Origin of the sequence: Runella aurantiaca (genome assembly GCF_003339505.1) — a bacterium.
Lineage (GTDB): Bacteria > Bacteroidota > Bacteroidia > Cytophagales > Spirosomataceae > Runella > Runella aurantiaca.
The window spans coordinates 14,892-30,207 of the sequence record NZ_QPIW01000015.1 but is presented as its reverse complement, the minus strand read 5'-3'; the positions used below and the strand labels follow the sequence as shown (position 1 = coordinate 30,207).

The 15,316-nt window shown below is 44.5% G+C and carries 14 protein-coding genes; 2 read left to right on the top strand and 12 right to left on the bottom strand.

Features of this window, described 5'->3' with window-relative positions; all coding sequences use genetic code 11:
* Nucleotides 1-4 precede the first annotated feature (4 nt).
* From DVG78_RS17700 to DVG78_RS17665, 8 genes are all read right to left on the bottom strand, one after another.
* Complete coding sequence (locus DVG78_RS17700) at nt 5-505, bottom strand: DUF3299 domain-containing protein (RefSeq protein WP_114068004.1); 501 nt, start codon at nt 503-505, stop codon at nt 5-7.
* A 61-nt stretch (nt 506-566) separates the two neighbouring features.
* Nucleotides 567-1,520 (bottom strand): fasciclin domain-containing protein, encoded by a 954-nt coding sequence (locus DVG78_RS17695; protein ID WP_114462388.1) that lies wholly within the window; start codon nt 1,518-1,520, stop codon nt 567-569.
* A 121-nt stretch (nt 1,521-1,641) separates the two neighbouring features.
* Nucleotides 1,642-2,622 carry a porphobilinogen synthase gene (hemB, locus tag DVG78_RS17690; protein WP_114462387.1) on the bottom strand — a complete coding sequence of 327 codons (981 nt, stop codon included), beginning with the start codon at nt 2,620-2,622 and terminating at the stop codon, nt 1,642-1,644.
* A gap of 66 nt (nt 2,623-2,688) precedes the next feature.
* The gene (locus DVG78_RS17685) at nt 2,689-3,603 is read right to left on the bottom strand and encodes a PfkB family carbohydrate kinase (RefSeq protein WP_114462386.1); all 915 of its coding nucleotides are present in this window, start codon (nt 3,601-3,603) and stop codon (nt 2,689-2,691) included.
* Nucleotides 3,604-3,707: 104 nt separating this feature from the next.
* A complete protein-coding gene (locus tag DVG78_RS17680; RefSeq protein WP_114462482.1) occupies nt 3,708-4,403 on the bottom strand; it encodes a tetratricopeptide repeat protein in 696 nt (231 codons plus the stop codon).
* Nucleotides 4,404-4,694: 291 nt separating this feature from the next.
* A complete protein-coding gene (locus DVG78_RS17675; protein ID WP_114462385.1) occupies nt 4,695-7,145 on the bottom strand; it encodes a GumC family protein in 2,451 nt (816 codons plus the stop codon).
* A gap of 20 nt (nt 7,146-7,165) precedes the next feature.
* Nucleotides 7,166-7,906: a tyrosine-protein phosphatase gene (locus DVG78_RS17670; RefSeq protein ID WP_114462384.1), complete on the bottom strand. Its 741-nt coding sequence runs from the start codon at nt 7,904-7,906 to the stop codon at nt 7,166-7,168.
* An 11-nt stretch (nt 7,907-7,917) separates the two neighbouring features.
* Nucleotides 7,918-8,706 carry a polysaccharide biosynthesis/export family protein gene (locus tag DVG78_RS17665; protein WP_147277109.1) on the bottom strand — a complete coding sequence of 263 codons (789 nt, stop codon included), beginning with the start codon at nt 8,704-8,706 and terminating at the stop codon, nt 7,918-7,920.
* Between the two features lie 159 nt (nt 8,707-8,865).
* Between DVG78_RS17665 and rnhB the strand changes: the two genes are divergently transcribed.
* Both rnhB and glyA read left to right on the top strand, forming a co-directional pair.
* Nucleotides 8,866-9,441 (top strand): ribonuclease HII, encoded by a 576-nt coding sequence (rnhB, locus tag DVG78_RS17660; RefSeq protein ID WP_114462481.1) that lies wholly within the window; start codon nt 8,866-8,868, stop codon nt 9,439-9,441.
* 105 nt (nt 9,442-9,546) lie between these two features.
* On the top strand, nt 9,547-10,833 hold the full coding sequence (gene glyA, locus DVG78_RS17655; protein WP_114462382.1) for a serine hydroxymethyltransferase: 1,287 nt from the start codon (nt 9,547-9,549) through the stop codon (nt 10,831-10,833).
* Between the two features lie 71 nt (nt 10,834-10,904).
* Here the strand turns inward: glyA and DVG78_RS17650 are convergent, their stop codons facing one another.
* The 4 genes from DVG78_RS17650 to DVG78_RS17635 form a co-directional block, all read right to left on the bottom strand.
* Entirely contained in the window at nt 10,905-11,627 is a 723-nt protein-coding gene (locus DVG78_RS17650; protein ID WP_114462381.1) for an RluA family pseudouridine synthase, read from the bottom strand.
* Nucleotides 11,628-11,762: 135 nt separating this feature from the next.
* The gene (locus DVG78_RS17645) at nt 11,763-13,199 is read right to left on the bottom strand and encodes a pentapeptide repeat-containing protein (protein WP_114462380.1); all 1,437 of its coding nucleotides are present in this window, start codon (nt 13,197-13,199) and stop codon (nt 11,763-11,765) included.
* 142 nt (nt 13,200-13,341) lie between these two features.
* Nucleotides 13,342-14,229: a hypothetical protein gene (locus DVG78_RS17640; protein ID WP_114462379.1), complete on the bottom strand. Its 888-nt coding sequence runs from the start codon at nt 14,227-14,229 to the stop codon at nt 13,342-13,344.
* Nucleotides 14,230-14,269: 40 nt separating this feature from the next.
* Nucleotides 14,270-15,217, bottom strand: coding sequence for a stage II sporulation protein M (locus tag DVG78_RS17635; RefSeq protein ID WP_114462378.1), 948 nt, complete (start codon nt 15,215-15,217; stop codon nt 14,270-14,272).
* Between the last annotated feature and the right edge of the window lie 99 nt (nt 15,218-15,316).

Genomic DNA, 15,316 nt, shown 5'->3' with positions numbered 1-15,316 from the left:
AGGCTTACTCTTCTGCTATTTCGGCTCCTTCGATATTGTAGTTCAATTCGTAGATATTATCGGCATTGAGTTTCATCACGCCGCGCAGGGTATGCCGTTCGTCGGTTTTGAATTTACGTCCGTTTTTCTTGAACTTCAAGCCAACTACTGATTCCGGACCTGCCCCGCCGCAGAAGAAACACGCACTGAACGGAAACGCCGAAAGGGCGTATAGATTTGATTCCACGTCAATCGGCAAAATATACCCCGTCAACAGTACTTCCTTTCCGTTGAGTTTATTGACATTAGGTCCAAAAGTAGGATAAAGCATGTAAACAGATTCTTCGGGATACCATTTTTTCTTGAAAGTAACATCACGCAGGGTTTCCCAAGTGATTTTCACGGGGTTATTTCCAGTAAGTGCCCGATAGCGAAATTTATCACCCGATTCAGACGGTTGTTCAGATTTTACAAATCCTGTGAGGACAACCGAAAACAGGACTAGGGCAGCGACTAAACTTTTCATGCGTTTATTGATTGATTGGCAACAAGTTTAATACAATTTTTAGGGTAATTATGTTCCCGATTTAGGGTTTAGTATATAAAACATGATCAATGGCAAAAATGACGCCATTGGTAGCCGTTATATCTGCCCTGACAACATTGGCTGTAGTAGCGGGGGCAGCGGTTAGTTCGTCCGCAATTTTTATTCCTGTCGCAGACTTTACGATGCGAGTTACGTATACGGCATTAAACATTGGAAGGTTACCAAAAGGCAATGTCGGTGAAAAATACCGACTCAATGCAATATGGTACGAGACTAGATTGGCCAGTGCAGCGGAAGAAACCGCCGTTGAATTGATTCTTGCCAAATTGAGTCCAGCCGCTTCCATAGCTTGATTTGTGGGTACGAATAGGGTGTAAGAGGGGTCAATGGGGTTTGCTCCTGTAGAATCTGTAAATATTTTTAAGCGTGTTTCGCTGGCAACTGCTTTCAAGACTGCCGCGCGGAACAGACTAAATTCAGGCGTGTTTTTGAGGAGTTGCCCTACTGTCTGTTGGGGAATCTGGATGAGACCGTTGATTACGTGAACTACGCCATTTGTTGCATTCAAATCCAGTTTGCTTGCCCGCGCCTGATTTAAGTACGCAATTCCATCGTTGTATGTCAGATAAAGCCTGGATTTCGACATCATACTAACGGGATTGTGCGCACCAAGCGCCATGCTGGTCGATGGATAATTGGACGTGATGACATGGTTCGTTATCAACGCTCTGACTTGCTCGGCTGGTAAAGCGGCGATGGCCGAAGCATCTGCAAATCCCGCAGCTTTGAAACCCTCATCAGTTGGCGCAAAAAGCGTTACAGTGCTAGTTTTAAAGGCATCCTGCAAGCCAGCGTGGTTGATTGCCGCACGCAGCATTCCGAGGTCGTCTTGTTCGAGTAAAATATCTGAAATGCTTTTGGGTTGTGGCTCATCCTGACGACAGCCTGCTGCTAAAAAACCTGCGAGTAAAAAAACACCAATGAGTTTTTTCATTACACTAAAACAATTATTAGGTGTAAAATAAACGTTGTTAAAGTTAAAAAGCTTAAATGAATGCACCTTTTCAACCTTAATACATGTCTAAACGCTTAGAAAAGCCGAAAATTGTTGCACTTTACGCTTGCAAAAGGGCAAATTCTTTGGCAAAATACGTCAGGATAATTTTGGCTCCCGCCCGACGAATGGAAAGCAGGGTTTCGAGCATGGCCCGATTGCCGTCCAACCACCCATTTTGGGCCGCTGCTTTAATCATGGCATACTCACCAGAAACGTTGTAGGCAGCAATGGGCAAATCAAAATTCTGATTTAAGGTTTTGATAACATCTAAATACGCCAAGGCAGGTTTAACCATCAGAAAATCAGCACCTTCTTCGTAATCAAGTGCCGCTTCGATGAGGGCTTCGCGTACGTTGGCGGGGTTCATCTGATAGGTTTTTTTGTCGCCAAAACGCGGTGCAGAGTCGAGCGCGTCGCGGAAAGGTCCGTAAAAAGCGCTGGCAAATTTGACCGAATACGACATAATGCTGACGTCGGTAAAACCTTCTGCATCCAATGCCTGACGGATATACCCAACGCGTCCGTCCATCATATCGCTCGGACCGAGAATATCAGCGCCGGCGCGGGCTTGCGCCACGGCCATTTTGGCTAAAATATCGAGGGTTTCGTCGTTAAGAATTTTTCCGTTTTTAACCAAACCGTCGTGCCCGTCGCTGCTGTAAGGGTCCATCGCTACGTCAGTCATCAAGGCCAACTCTGGAAAATTATCCTTTACCGCCTTCAGGGCGTCCAGATAAAAGGTGCCTTCTCGGTAGCTTTCAGTAGCGAAGGTATCTTTTTTGTCTTCTGAGTAATTAGGAAACAAATCAATGCACTTGATACCCAAATCCGTTACTTCTTTGAGTTCTTCCAACAATGTATTGAGGGAGTATCGATAAATACCCGGCATTGATTTGACTTCACTCTTAATACCCTGACCCTCCATAATAAACATAGGATAAATAAGGTCATTGACCGATACGGTTGTCTCCTGTACTAAGGCTCGAATGGCCTCCGACTGTCGATTGCGACGCGGACGGCGAATGATGGGATAATTCATAACATCGAACGATTAAGATGAAATCTCTCAAGTCCGACCTTAATCGGACTTGAGAGCACTGATTTTTTATATCTGGAAATGTGCTAACTGTACAAATTCCTGCACACGAGCGGTGATTTCCTCCTGAGTCAGGCCAACGATTCGCTCGGAGCCAAATTTTTCTACGCAAAAAGAGGCCATTGCCGACCCGTACACGATGGCACGTTTCATGTTTTCGAAACTGATGTCGTCAGTGCTGGCAAGATAACCGATAAAACCACCCGCAAACGTATCGCCTGCGCCCGTTGGGTCAAATACATCTTCTAACGGCAATGCAGGGCAGAAAAACACTTGGTCGCCTTGAAATAACAGCGCACCGTGTTCACCTTTCTTGATAATCAATGTTTTAGGTCCCATCGCCATCACAGTTTTTGCCGCGCGGCGCAGCGAATAGTCGCCAGAAAGAATGCGGGCTTCTTCGTCGTTGATAGTGAGTACGTCTACCATTTTCAGAACCGACTTGAGGTCATCCATGGCAATATCCATCCAAAAGTTCATGGTATCGAGCATGACCAATTTGGGGCGCTTTGTGATACGTTCCAGCACCATTTGTTGAATGGCAGGGGCGGTATTGCCAAGCATCAGGTATTGGCAGTCTTGGTAAGAATCGGGGATGACGGGATTAAATTTTGCCATGACGTTGAGTTGTACTTCAACGGTATCACGGCTGTTCATGTCGTTGTGGTATTTGCCCGACCAAAAGAACGTTTTCTCGCCCTGTTTGATTTGTAATCCTTCGGTGTCAACACCATGCTCTTGGAGTAATCCAATCATTTCCTGTGGGAAATCATCTCCCACAACGGCGACCAAGTTGTTTTTTGTAGAAAAATAAGAGGCTGAAAGGGTAATATAAGTGGCGGCGCCGCCAATAATTTTATCCGTTTTGCCAAAAGGAGTTTCGAGCGCATCAAAAGCAACGGAACCGACCGTAAGTAAACTCATGGGAAATGTTGGGGTGTTAAATGTGGGACAAAGTGTGTTGAAAAAGCAAAAGGGATAAAACCGGTGAGTCTTATCCCTTACTGTTTTATTTCATAATGAAATGATTATTCTGCTGCACTTTCGAGCAAGCCCTTAAACTTCTTCGCGTTAAGAACTTCGGACGATTGTGGATATTTTTCGATGAGATTGCCATATACTTCGATGGCCTCCTGATTCTTCTTCGCTTTCTCGTAGGCAATACCTAATTTAACCATGTAGATAGGAGTAAAATAGGCATTGGGCTTATAGTCAACGGCTTTCTGATAATAGCTGATGGCTTCTTCGGCGCTGTTTTTTTCCATATAAGCATCGCCGATGAGTGAGTAAGCGCGAGCTTGTACAAGTAAATCAGAAGAACTGAACGATTTTAGACGCTCAATGGCTTCGTCAAACTTACCTTGCTTCAAAAGGGCAGTACCCGCATAAAAGTTGGCCAGATTTCCTGCAGGAGTAACACTGTACTCATCAGCAATAGACAGCAAACCAGGGTTTCCGCCGCTGCCTTTGAGGGCTTTATTGAGAGAGTCAGATTCTACGGCAAATACAGGGTTGAATAAAACCGCCTGTGCTTGTTCGTCTTGGCTGCTCACATACCAGTGATAGCCCAACCATCCTGCCAAAGCTGCTACTATTACTCCACCTATAATAAAAAAGATATTACGGTTTTTTTCGAGGTTTTTCTCGAACTTGGTTAACTCCCCCGCTAAGCCTTCCGGGCTCTCCAAGAACTCTAAACCAGAATCTGTGTCTTTGTTGCTCATTACCATTGATTTCAAATTGGACTGCAAAATTAGGAAAACTGTTGGAAGTCAAAAAGAACTATTTATTTTTTTCCTGAATTCTATCCATTTATCACTAATTTTTTTAATTATTTTCTTAACCGCTTGGTGGTAAGTCATTTCGTCTATTTAGCGCTGCCCTGTCATTTTTGGTTGCTCAAAGGGCTAAAATGGACTAATTACGCCTTTTTCTTTATCTCTAAATGATGTCTAGCACTATCAATTTGAGGAAAATAGGCGAATCAAATGAAAATTATTGGATTTGCTGATCATTTAGGTACGACTGAATAGCTTCCTTATCCATTGACCAGATCTTTTGAGCAACGATTTGCGTTTTTCGCCTTCATCGGTGTAGTAGGTGTTAGATTTTCCGTAGTAATCGTACGTGTACTTATAACTGTAACCGTAGCCCTTGGAGGCATAATAAGAAGCTGATGCCAGCGAGGCATAAAGATCATCTTTATAAAAATCGTTGACAATGACGCCCACCGATTTGAGGTCAAATTCTTCCGTAATTTGGTCGGCGAGCAAATGCGATTCTTCGTTTGAATACAGCCAACGGATGATGAAAATTACCAAATCACTTTTTCTCAATAACGGAATATTGTCGGAAACCAAACCAATAGGAGCCGTGTCAATCAGCACAAAATCATATTCTTGTTGGCAGGCTTCAATCATATTTTCGAAGCGCTCATTCTGAATGAGTTCCGTAGGATTAAAAGGCACTGGCCCCGCAGGAATGTAGTCTAAACCTTCAATCACCGAGTGTTGAATCACCTTTTGATAATCTTCGGCTTTTCCAGTCAGAAAGGTGCTGAGTCCCACTTTATTGGGGTTGTTGAAAAAACGATGCAGTTTTGAGCGGCGTAAATCTGAGACGATAATTAAGACTTTCTTGCCTACTTTGGTCAGCGAGGTTGCTAGATTAATCGTCACAAAAGATTTTCCTTCACCCGATACTTCCGAGGTAATCACAATCAGTTTTCCTTTCGTATCCTCACTGGTGATAAGGAAATTGAGATTGGTTCGTACGCTATTGACCGACTCGGCAAAGAGCGAGCGATTGTCCAGAAAGTGTAAAAGGTCTTTTTCGTTGTTTTGTACTTTTTCTCCGTAGCGATGAATAGTGCCTAGTAAATTGACGTTGCTATTTTGGCCGATTTTTGGAATTTCGGTAAACTTTCCGTTGAGATAGCGGGCTAGAAAGATGGACCCCATCCCTATCAGCAAGCCAAGCATAATAGATAATAAGAGCAGTCGGGCGGCTCGGGGATATACTTTGTAGGAATCGGTTCGGGTCAACACCGTAAAGGAAGGGAGCATTCCTGCCTTCACGATGGAGGTTTCGATTTCTTTGTTGATTAGAAGAAGGTAAATCTTTTCGTTGACGTCGCGGTCGTTTTGAAGGTAGCTCAACTCGCGCTCCATAGAAGGTAGCGCATTCATGCGGCTTTCGAGCAGGGATAAATTCTCGTTGATGATTTTAAGCGTTCCTTCGTTTTTTTGGCGTTGGAGCTTGATGTTACTCAAAATTTGCTCGCGTAGGTGTTCAATTTCATCGTCGGTGGCTTTGACAACGGGATTGTTGACGCTCAGGTTTTTGCCGATGGTGAGCCCCTTTCGGTCCAAAATCAGTTTGTTTAGTTCTGTCACCAACCTTACGAGCACGCCGTCGCTGTTGTTGTCAAGGCCGATGTTGCCAATATTGATGGGTTCAAAACGGTTAGAGAGGCTTTGTTCCAGGAGGTTAATGTATGACTTCTGGATTTCGAGCATATTCTTTTGGGTTTTGAAACCCGTAATCTGACTCATTACGTCCGACATCGACGCCTGTAAATTGGGAACTGACCGGCCTTGTTTGTACTTTTCTAGTTCAGAAGATGATTTTCGCAGCGCATCAAAGTAGATTTTGATTTGTTCACGAATAAAATCAATGGTCAGATTGGAGGAACGTTTCTTTTGGTCTAGGTTGTATTTTTGGTAAGACTCAATCAGGCTTTGCAAAAAATCTTGCGTGAATTTTCGATTGTGGTACGTAAAAGAAATCGTCAGAATCGGCATGTTGTGCTCGGCTTCTTCTACGTAAATCAGGTTGTCCATGCGTTCGCGCATGGCGTAAATGTCATTGTAAGTAAACCCGTAATCTTGGGTGAAGGTAGCCACTGAATTGACTTTGAACGAAAGGCCCTTGACTGCAATCAGGGTATCTTTGGCTAAGTCAAAACGACTTATTTCTTCGCTGAATTCTGTCTTATACGTAATTACTCCGCTGGGCTGGATTTCAAACTTGCCGTACTCATATTCGCTCGATTCATACGAGACGATTTCGGCCGTAAACGGCTTAAACGGATAAACATCTTCGGTCAGAAAGGTAGATTCACTATAAAATGTAAAAGGGTATTTCAGGCGCTCTACAGCGCCGTTGATAACTTCCTCTGATTTGATAACGTATTTTTCGGTTAAGTATCCCTGAACGCTGGCTTCAGGTTGGATGAGTTTATTTAGCTCATCTATTTCTGTCTGTTTTTCGTTGTATCTCAAAAGTACTTCGGCCACATAGCGCGGTTTGGCTACCTGTAAAAAGATAATACAGCTAACGGTTGTGACGGTTAGAGCCCCCAAAACCCAATACCAACGACTCCAAAGGACCCGCAAGATGCGTTTTACGTCAATGTCTGCGGATACTTCTACATATCTATCCCGCGATTTATTCTCATTCTGCATAGAGGCGTTACCAAAACTTTTTAGCCCAGACGGTTGAGCAAAGGTAATTGTTGTATGCTCTCAAAGAGAGGATTTTGCGTCAATTCGCTTAATTTTTGCAAATGCCGTAGCCCGTGGGCGTCTGTTCCGACGGCATCAATGTAATCTGCTTCCAGCAATTGCTCGGCAGCCCGCCGCTCGGCGGCGCCATAAAACCCCGTCAATGATAATAGATTGAGTTGAAAACAGACCCCGTTGTTTTTCCAAAGACTCCATTCTTTCGGTTTGTTGTGCCAATAACGATAACGCTCAGGATGGGCTAAGAGAGGGGTATAACCCTTTTTCTGAAGCATTTCGGCCAACTTAACACCCCAGAGACTGGCGTTTTGCATGGGTAATTCAAACAAAATGTACTGATTTTCAATGGGTAATAGTTGCCCGTGTGTGATGAGTTCAAAAAAGTTTTCATCGGCATAATACTCCGCCGACGCTTCTAAAACCAACGGTAGGTTATGCGTTTGAATTAGTTTTTGTACTTTTTGAAAAGCGGCCGCAATTGTTTCGTTGGTGTTTTTATAAAAATCGGCGCGAACGTGAGGGGTAGCCACGATTTTTTTGATGCCCATTTGTACATAATAGTGCAGCATTTCTAAACTCTGTTCTTCGTTCTGGCTGCCATCGTCAATCCCAGGCAGGATGTGGCAATGCCAATCGCTTTCGATGGCTGCCAGCGATACGGCCTGTGGAGATTTGCTTTTGGATCCTTTTAAAAACGAAAACATAGAGGATGGAATCAGTTTCGGCTGATGGTTATGTAAAGCCCCAGTAATATAGCTATTGCATTTAAAGTTAGGGCAATAGGTTGTAAAATGCTGGAGAATTTTTGGTTTTTTATTACCCTTAAACTGCTTTTGGATGGGGGCACAAACACATAGTCGCCATCAAAAATCGGGATGTTGGCCACGGCGGGATCACTTAGATTTCGAACATCATAACTGATTTCTTGTTGCATACCTGAGCGGGTGCGAATCAGCTTGATGGTATTGTCAGCGATGGTAAAATCAATTCCGCCTGACATCGCAATGACTTCTCCCAGGGTTATTTTTTCCATTTCCATCGTAATGACCCCTTGCTTAGCAACCGCCCCCAACACCTGAATACGACGATTGATGATTTCAATGTCAAAAACAGGGTTGTTTATCAATGGTTGATATTGCTTTTCTATTTCAGCCGCCACTTCGGCTTTGGTGAGTCCAGTTACGCTGATGCGCCCCACCTGGGGCAGAATGATTTGGCCTTTTAAATCTACCGTAGCAAGATACGCGGGCGCACCGCTTGCTTGTCCGCCAGTCATAGGAGAATTTCCCACCGAGATATTTCCACCTTGCGGATAGATGATTTCGAGAGCGTTTAGACTCTGAATTCGGAGTTTATCGCCCATTTTAATACGATAAACGGAGGTGTCTTTGGGAATCCCAAAATAGTTGGTACTGATAATTCCGCCTGTTTTTAGGGTATCAGCGGCACTTTTTTGGGCCACAACCTGAAAACACAACAGTATAAATAACAATGTTAAACGCATGGTAAAAATAGACAAGGAGATATAACCTCGAAACAAAATTAAGTAAATTGCCCGCCAGACCAAAATTACGGCCGACGTCAAAGGTATGACCTTAAATTATATACATCTGTTTTGAGGTCAATGTCTGTTATTGCAAACGTTTTATTTTCTAAAAACAACATGCTAAAACCTTTTTATCATCCACATCTCATTGAAGCAGGGCTCGACGAAGTAGGCCGTGGATGTTTGGCGGGCCCCGTGGTTGCGGCGGCCGTTGTTTTACCCAAAGAGTATACGAATCCTTTGCTTAATGATTCTAAGCAGCTCACCAAAGCGCAGCGCAATCAATTGCGTAACGAAATCACCGAAGTGGCATTGGCTTGGGCCGTAGCGGAGGTTTCTAATCAGGAAATTGACCAAATCAATATCCTAAAAGCTAGTTTTTTGGCCATGCACCGCGCGCTGGACCAGCTGACGTTGCGCCCCGAACATTTGTTGGTGGATGGAAATCGTTTTACACCTTACCCTTTTGTAGCGCATACTTGTATTGTGAAAGGAGATGCTAAATTTATGAGCATCGCGGCGGCGTCGGTGTTGGCAAAAACCTATCGTGATGACCTCATGGAGCGGCTTTCCGAAGAATTTCCACAGTACGGTTGGGCCAGAAATGTGGGGTATCCCACTCCTGTTCATCGGCGAGCCATTGAGGAATTTGGCCCCTGCCATCACCATCGAATGTCATTTAAGTTAATATGAATTTCAAAGGTTTACAGAATAACACTGTAAGTTTTAACGCGTCTTTGTACCTTTGCCGAAACATTTCCCCATTTTGTATTTCGTAAATCCCAAATTGTAAATCCAATGGTTGCTACGACAACAGGGCGCGACACCCAAATATTTGATTTGATCGCTAAAGAACACCACCGCCAAGAGTCGGGTATTGAACTGATTGCTTCCGAAAACTTTACTTCTAAGCAAGTAATGGAAGCTCAGGGAAGCGTGTTGACCAATAAATACGCCGAGGGCTTGCCCGGCAAACGTTACTACGGTGGCTGCGAAGTAGTGGATCAAATTGAGCAGATTGCGATTGACCGCCTTAAAGAATTGTTTGGAGCCTCTTGGGCCAACGTACAGCCCCACTCGGGAGCTCAAGCCAACACGGCAGTGTTTTTGGCTTGCTTGCAGCCCGGTGATAAAATTTTAGGCTTCAACTTAGCGCACGGCGGTCACTTGACCCACGGCTCACCAGTCAATATTTCTGGTAAATATTTTCAGCCGTTTTTCTACGGAGTAGAGCAGGAAACTGGACTGATTGATTGGGACAAAGTAGAGGCTACTGCCCTCAAAGAGCGCCCCAAAATGATGATTTGCGGAGCTTCTGCTTATAGCCGCGATTGGGATTATGTACGTCTGCGGGCCATTGCTGACCAAATCGGTGCGGTTCTTTTGGCGGATATTTCGCACCCAGCGGGTCTGATTGCCAAAGGATTATTGAATGACCCGCTTGAGCATTGCCACATAGTAACTACAACTACGCACAAAACCCTGCGCGGACCACGCGGTGGGGTGATTATGTTGCGGAATGATTTTCCTAACCCGTTTGGTATCACTACGCCCAAAGGAGATATTCGTATGATGTCGTCGTTGCTTGACTCTGGCGTATTTCCCGGTATACAGGGCGGTCCGTTGGAGCATGTGATTGCGGCCAAAGCCGTAGCTTTTGGCGAAGCGTTGAGCGATGATTATACCGAATATGCCGTTCAGGTACGTAAAAACGCGCAGGCTATGGCCGCCGCGTTTGTAGGAAAAGGCTACAAAATTATTTCAGGAGGCACAGATAACCACTTGATGCTGATTGATTTGAGCTCGAAAGGGCTGACGGGTAAGTTGGCCGAAAATACCCTTATCAAGGCAGATATTACGGTAAACAAAAACATGGTGCCGTTTGATACTAAATCACCGATGGTAACTTCAGGAATGCGCGTCGGAACGCCCGCCATGACCACTCGCGGCCTCAAAGAAGCCGACATGGAGCGTATTGTTGATTTGATGGATACGGTATTAATGAATGCTGACAACGACGCAAAAATCGAAGCCGTAAAACAGGAAGTAAACGACTGGATGGCAAAAGTGCCTCTCTATTTATAAGTAATCAGTCTTCAGTAGGCAGTAATTAATACAAAACTTTGTTTTTCTACTGCCTACTGCCTACTGCCTATTTAACTATTCTTCTCCAACAACTTCACCAATACTGCAAAGTCTTTGGGATAAGGGGCTTCTACTTTAATGGTTTCGCCATTCATCAACTGAAACGAAAGCGAGAAAGCGTGCAGCGCTACTCGTTGCATGATGGGGCGCTCTTCGGTCTCTTGCTTTAATTTATAATCCTTTTTCAACGAAGACAAAAGCACGTTGGCTCCGCCGTAAGTTGGGTCGCACACGATGGGTGCTTTGAGGCATTGCAGGTGGATACGTATCTGGTGCATCCGGCCAGTGATGGGAATACATTCCACCAATGTGTGTCGGCGGAAGGCTTTGAGCGTAAAGAATACGGTTTCGGCCGCCTTTCCTTTTTGACGGTCAATCTTTACGGCGGTGCCATCTTTTACGGGTGAAATCGGCAAAAACACCGAAATACTGTCAAAATCGTGGAGGCCGTTGGCCACGGCGTGGTAGCGTTTGGTCACTTCGCGGTGTTCAAACTGCATGGCCAAATGCCGGTAGGCTTCGGGATTTTTGGCAATAGCCAACGCACCAGAGGTTTCTTTGTCCAATCGGTGGCCTACCTGAGCGTCAAAACTATATTCTTTGGCCATCCGAAGAATACTCACCGACTTGTCGGCGGTACGTTCGTTAATGGTGGCTACGTGCGGTGGTTTATTGATAACGATGTAATCTTCGTTTTCAAACAGTATCAAATCTTTAAAATCAAATTTTGTCATTTATTGGGAGTCCTGCTATTGTGGGAGGATAAAATCAAAACCAAAAGAAGCGGTTGAGAATTCCGAACCTTGCTTAGAATGGTGCGTTTTTTAGTAATTGCCACAAAATTAGCCTTTTATTTGACGACTTACCAACTACGGCGCAAAAGGCAAGTCAAGAATGACTTGTTTGAGGGGAAGATTTTGGAGGGACACCGCCGCTTTGTCGCCATACAGCAGCTTGAGTTTGTTCTGAACACTTTGCAAACCATACCCGCCGCTGATAGGCTCGGGGAAGCTAGGGCCGTTGTCATGGACCGTAATTCGTAGTAGGTTTTGTTCTTTGGTGACTCGGACTTCAATCACGCCACGGTCGGCAATACGCGCAATGCCGTGTTTGATAGCATTTTCAACCACGGGCTGAATTAAAAAACGGGGAACGGGTATGTTTCGGAGTGTTTCGTCGCGAACAATGATTTTAAAGGACAGACGGTCGCCGAAGCGCACTTGCTCAATTTCGAGGTAGGTCGCGACCATTTCCAATTCGTTGTCGAGTGAATCAAAATAATCCGCTTTTTTATTGGTCACGTATCGGAATAATTTCGATAGCAGCAAGGTCATCTGCTCGGCTTTGTCGGGGTCAATATGAACCAAACTCGCGATGCTGTTGAGAGAGTTATATAAAAAATGAGGGTTGATTTTGGCCTGAAGTGCTTCCAATTCGGCTTTGGTCTTTGATTTTTCTAATTCCGAAAGTTGCAGTTCTTGCTCGGTAATGATGAGCGTAAGCTGTTTGCCCTGCTTTTGAAAATAATGAAAAACGTTGGCGACAAAAATGGGGCACAGAACGTACACGTACCAAGGGGCGCTGTTGGTGACTTGATTGGGAAACTTCTCCAGCACATCGGTGATAATTTTGTCGCCGAATTGAAAATAAGAAAAAGTTATTAAACCCAAATAGCCAATTCCCACAATTAACGACAGTGTTAAGTGCTGAATCCACGTGGTTTTAAAATACTTTTCCAGTGGGCCAGACAGCCAATTCGTCATCAGAACCGTGATGATTCCACCCGAAATATTATTTCCAACAATGTATTGGTTGAGCATGGCCAAGCTCGGGTCAGAGGCGGTCAGAATCTGGTGTGTAAAATAAATGACCGCACTGACTCCGTAGAAAATAAATGCTCCGATAAAAATCCCGATGACGGTCCCAAACCAGCCTGTTCGGTATAAAAAATGGGTGAGAGAGGCAAAACGGTCGGCGGGGTTTCGTTTGCTGATGCCTGAGAAACTGAAATTTGCCCCCGCAATTTTGGCGTTGGTGAGATTAGCTTCCACCAATGACGAGAAGCTCAAATTGGCATCTGTCAAGTCGGCATTTTCAAAATTGGCATCGTCAAGATTGGAAAAACTGAGGTTTGTTTTCTTTAAAATTGAATTACTGAAATTAACCCCTGACAAATCAGAAAATCGAAAATCTGCGCCCGACAAATCCATCCCGCTCAAATCCATTCCAGTTATCTCCGTTTTACGAAAATTGGAACGGGCATTTTTGAGGTCTTCGTAAATTTGGTCGCGCGAGGCCGATTTCATTTCTGTACAACGGATTCGTGGTGCATGTATTTCAATAAAAATAAAAATCAATAAGTAAACTGGCGGTTTGTTTTTGACAAATCAATGTATCGAAGGGGTGAAGTCCTTAATTCTTCTGACCAAACTTCTCCTCCATTCATTATTAAAACTCTTCTTCCCGGCGGTCAATTCTCGGTGTGTCGTTTTTACCGATGTCTTCAATCGCGCCCATAATCCCCGAACCATCCCGACGTTCTACTAAATTATAATACTGAAATCCCACTGCTACCAGCACCAATGACCGCACTAGAACAGAACCCACGGTTCCGATTACCCCACCCACGGTGGTCCAGAAAGTATTGATGCCATCGCCGATTTGAAGAATAGCAGAAAACGTAACAATCATCGTCGGAATCTGAAATACATAACCGATAATACCTGAGATGATTCCCATAATCATCAACAGCCCAAATGTAGACCACCATTTATCATTAATAAGATAAAAACACCGCCGAAACGTAGCTTCCAAACCGAGGTTTTCGCGCATCATGACCATGTACATTAGCGAGAGCGTAACCCCCACGTAGATGCCCGGAATGAGAAAAAACATCGTTGCTACAATGACCGCTGCTACCATCACAATGCTGAATCCTACTCCTTTGCCAATGTATTCTTTTACCCGATTCCACATGATTTCGGGCGTAATATCTCGGTTTCCTTTTTCATACTCAATCAAGTAAGCGTTGACCACCAGTGTGGCGGCAAGCCCCGCCGCTCCCAAAAAGATGAACAGTAGCAACATGGATGAACCCATGGAATAAATACTGGAAAGGGAGCTGTCGACGTCGTCGGAGCCTAAGATTTGCTGTTGGAGCGAAAGCATATTGGACTGGTACGCGCCCATAAAAAAGCCGCCAATCAGTGCTGGTGGGCCTGCAATGTACAAAAGAGAAAGCATCAACGGCTTGAAATTCTGGATAATAAACTCAAATGTTACATTGATTTTTTGCCCAAAATCGCGCTCCTGTTGTAATTGGATAGGTGGTTTCATCGGTTAGAAAGTTAAGAGGAGATGGTTCGTTAGGAGGAAATTAAGAGAGGGTCGTTTGTTGGTAAATTTTTCGCGGGTACAGAACAAAATACCACACGATAAACAGGGCCGAAGCAATAATGCTGCTGCTGCTAACTACGGGATGCAGGGTAAGCCGGGTAATAAAACTTTCTAAAAAACCCGCAGTAATAAAGACGGGCACTAAGCCAATGACAATTTTCATGCCCTTTTTTGCGCCCTGTTTAAATGATTCTAGCCGGCTGTAGGTGCCAGGGAAAAGTAAACTGTGGCCCATCACCAATCCAGCGGCCCCTGCAATGACAATGGCGGAGATTTCGAGCGTACCGTGAATCCATATTTTCAAAACAGAAGTCAATAACAGGTCGCGCTCAAAGAAAAAGTACTGAAAAGAACCCAACATAACGCCATTTTGGAATAGTATAGCGATGGTGCCAAACGAGAAAAAAGCTCCCAACGCAAACGCCACAAACGAAACTTTGATGTTGTTGACGGTGATTTGCATGAACATATCGGCTTGGCCCGTACCGCCATAAATAGCCAAAGGGTCGCCATTTTTAATGTTTTCGAGGGTTTGATTTACGTACTCATCTCCCATGATGAGTCTTACGTAAGTATCGTCGTGGGCCGCCGATAGCCAGCCCAGAATACAAGCGCCGAAAAAAAACAGGAATGAGTACAACAACTTAAACCGTGATTCAAACATCAAAAGAGGCAGTTCGTATTTCCAAAAAGCGGCAATGCGGTTGCGGTCTTCTTGGCGGTTGGAATAGAGTTTTTGGTGAAATTGAGCCGCCACCCCGTTGAGATAACGCGTCACAGTGGACTTGGGATAGAACGTCCGGGCGTACGAAAGGTCATCGGTCAACTCAATGAATCGCTCCGTAAGCCGGTCGGGGTCGTGGGCGGGGGTAGACTCGTATTCGTGCCACTTTTCCGTATTTCGTTTGACAAAAACAGCTTCTTTCATTAAAATGAATAAATGATAGAATGAGTAAATAAACGAATTGTCTATTTTGCGGAAAAGTTATAAAAAACTATTCACTCATTCACAAATTCATCCTTTTCC

Coding starts and splice junctions, on each gene's coding strand:
- DVG78_RS17700 (WP_114068004.1), bottom strand. CDS start 505: ATGAAAAGTTTAGTCGCTGCCCTAGTCCTGTTTTCGGTTGTCCTCACA.
- DVG78_RS17695 (WP_114462388.1), bottom strand. CDS start 1,520: ATGAAAAAACTCATTGGTGTTTTTTTACTCGCAGGTTTTTTAGCAGCA.
- hemB (WP_114462387.1), bottom strand. CDS start 2,622: ATGAATTATCCCATCATTCGCCGTCCGCGTCGCAATCGACAGTCGGAG.
- DVG78_RS17685 (WP_114462386.1), bottom strand. CDS start 3,603: ATGAGTTTACTTACGGTCGGTTCCGTTGCTTTTGATGCGCTCGAAACT.
- DVG78_RS17680 (WP_114462482.1), bottom strand. CDS start 4,403: ATGAGCAACAAAGACACAGATTCTGGTTTAGAGTTCTTGGAGAGCCCG.
- DVG78_RS17675 (WP_114462385.1), bottom strand. CDS start 7,145: ATGCAGAATGAGAATAAATCGCGGGATAGATATGTAGAAGTATCCGCA.
- DVG78_RS17670 (WP_114462384.1), bottom strand. CDS start 7,906: ATGTTTTCGTTTTTAAAAGGATCCAAAAGCAAATCTCCACAGGCCGTA.
- DVG78_RS17665 (WP_147277109.1), bottom strand. CDS start 8,706: ATGCGTTTAACATTGTTATTTATACTGTTGTGTTTTCAGGTTGTGGCC.
- rnhB (WP_114462481.1), top strand. CDS start 8,866: ATGCTAAAACCTTTTTATCATCCACATCTCATTGAAGCAGGGCTCGAC.
- glyA (WP_114462382.1), top strand. CDS start 9,547: ATGGTTGCTACGACAACAGGGCGCGACACCCAAATATTTGATTTGATC.
- DVG78_RS17650 (WP_114462381.1), bottom strand. CDS start 11,627: ATGACAAAATTTGATTTTAAAGATTTGATACTGTTTGAAAACGAAGAT.
- DVG78_RS17645 (WP_114462380.1), bottom strand. CDS start 13,199: ATGAAATCGGCCTCGCGCGACCAAATTTACGAAGACCTCAAAAATGCC.
- DVG78_RS17640 (WP_114462379.1), bottom strand. CDS start 14,229: ATGAAACCACCTATCCAATTACAACAGGAGCGCGATTTTGGGCAAAAA.
- DVG78_RS17635 (WP_114462378.1), bottom strand. CDS start 15,217: ATGAAAGAAGCTGTTTTTGTCAAACGAAATACGGAAAAGTGGCACGAA.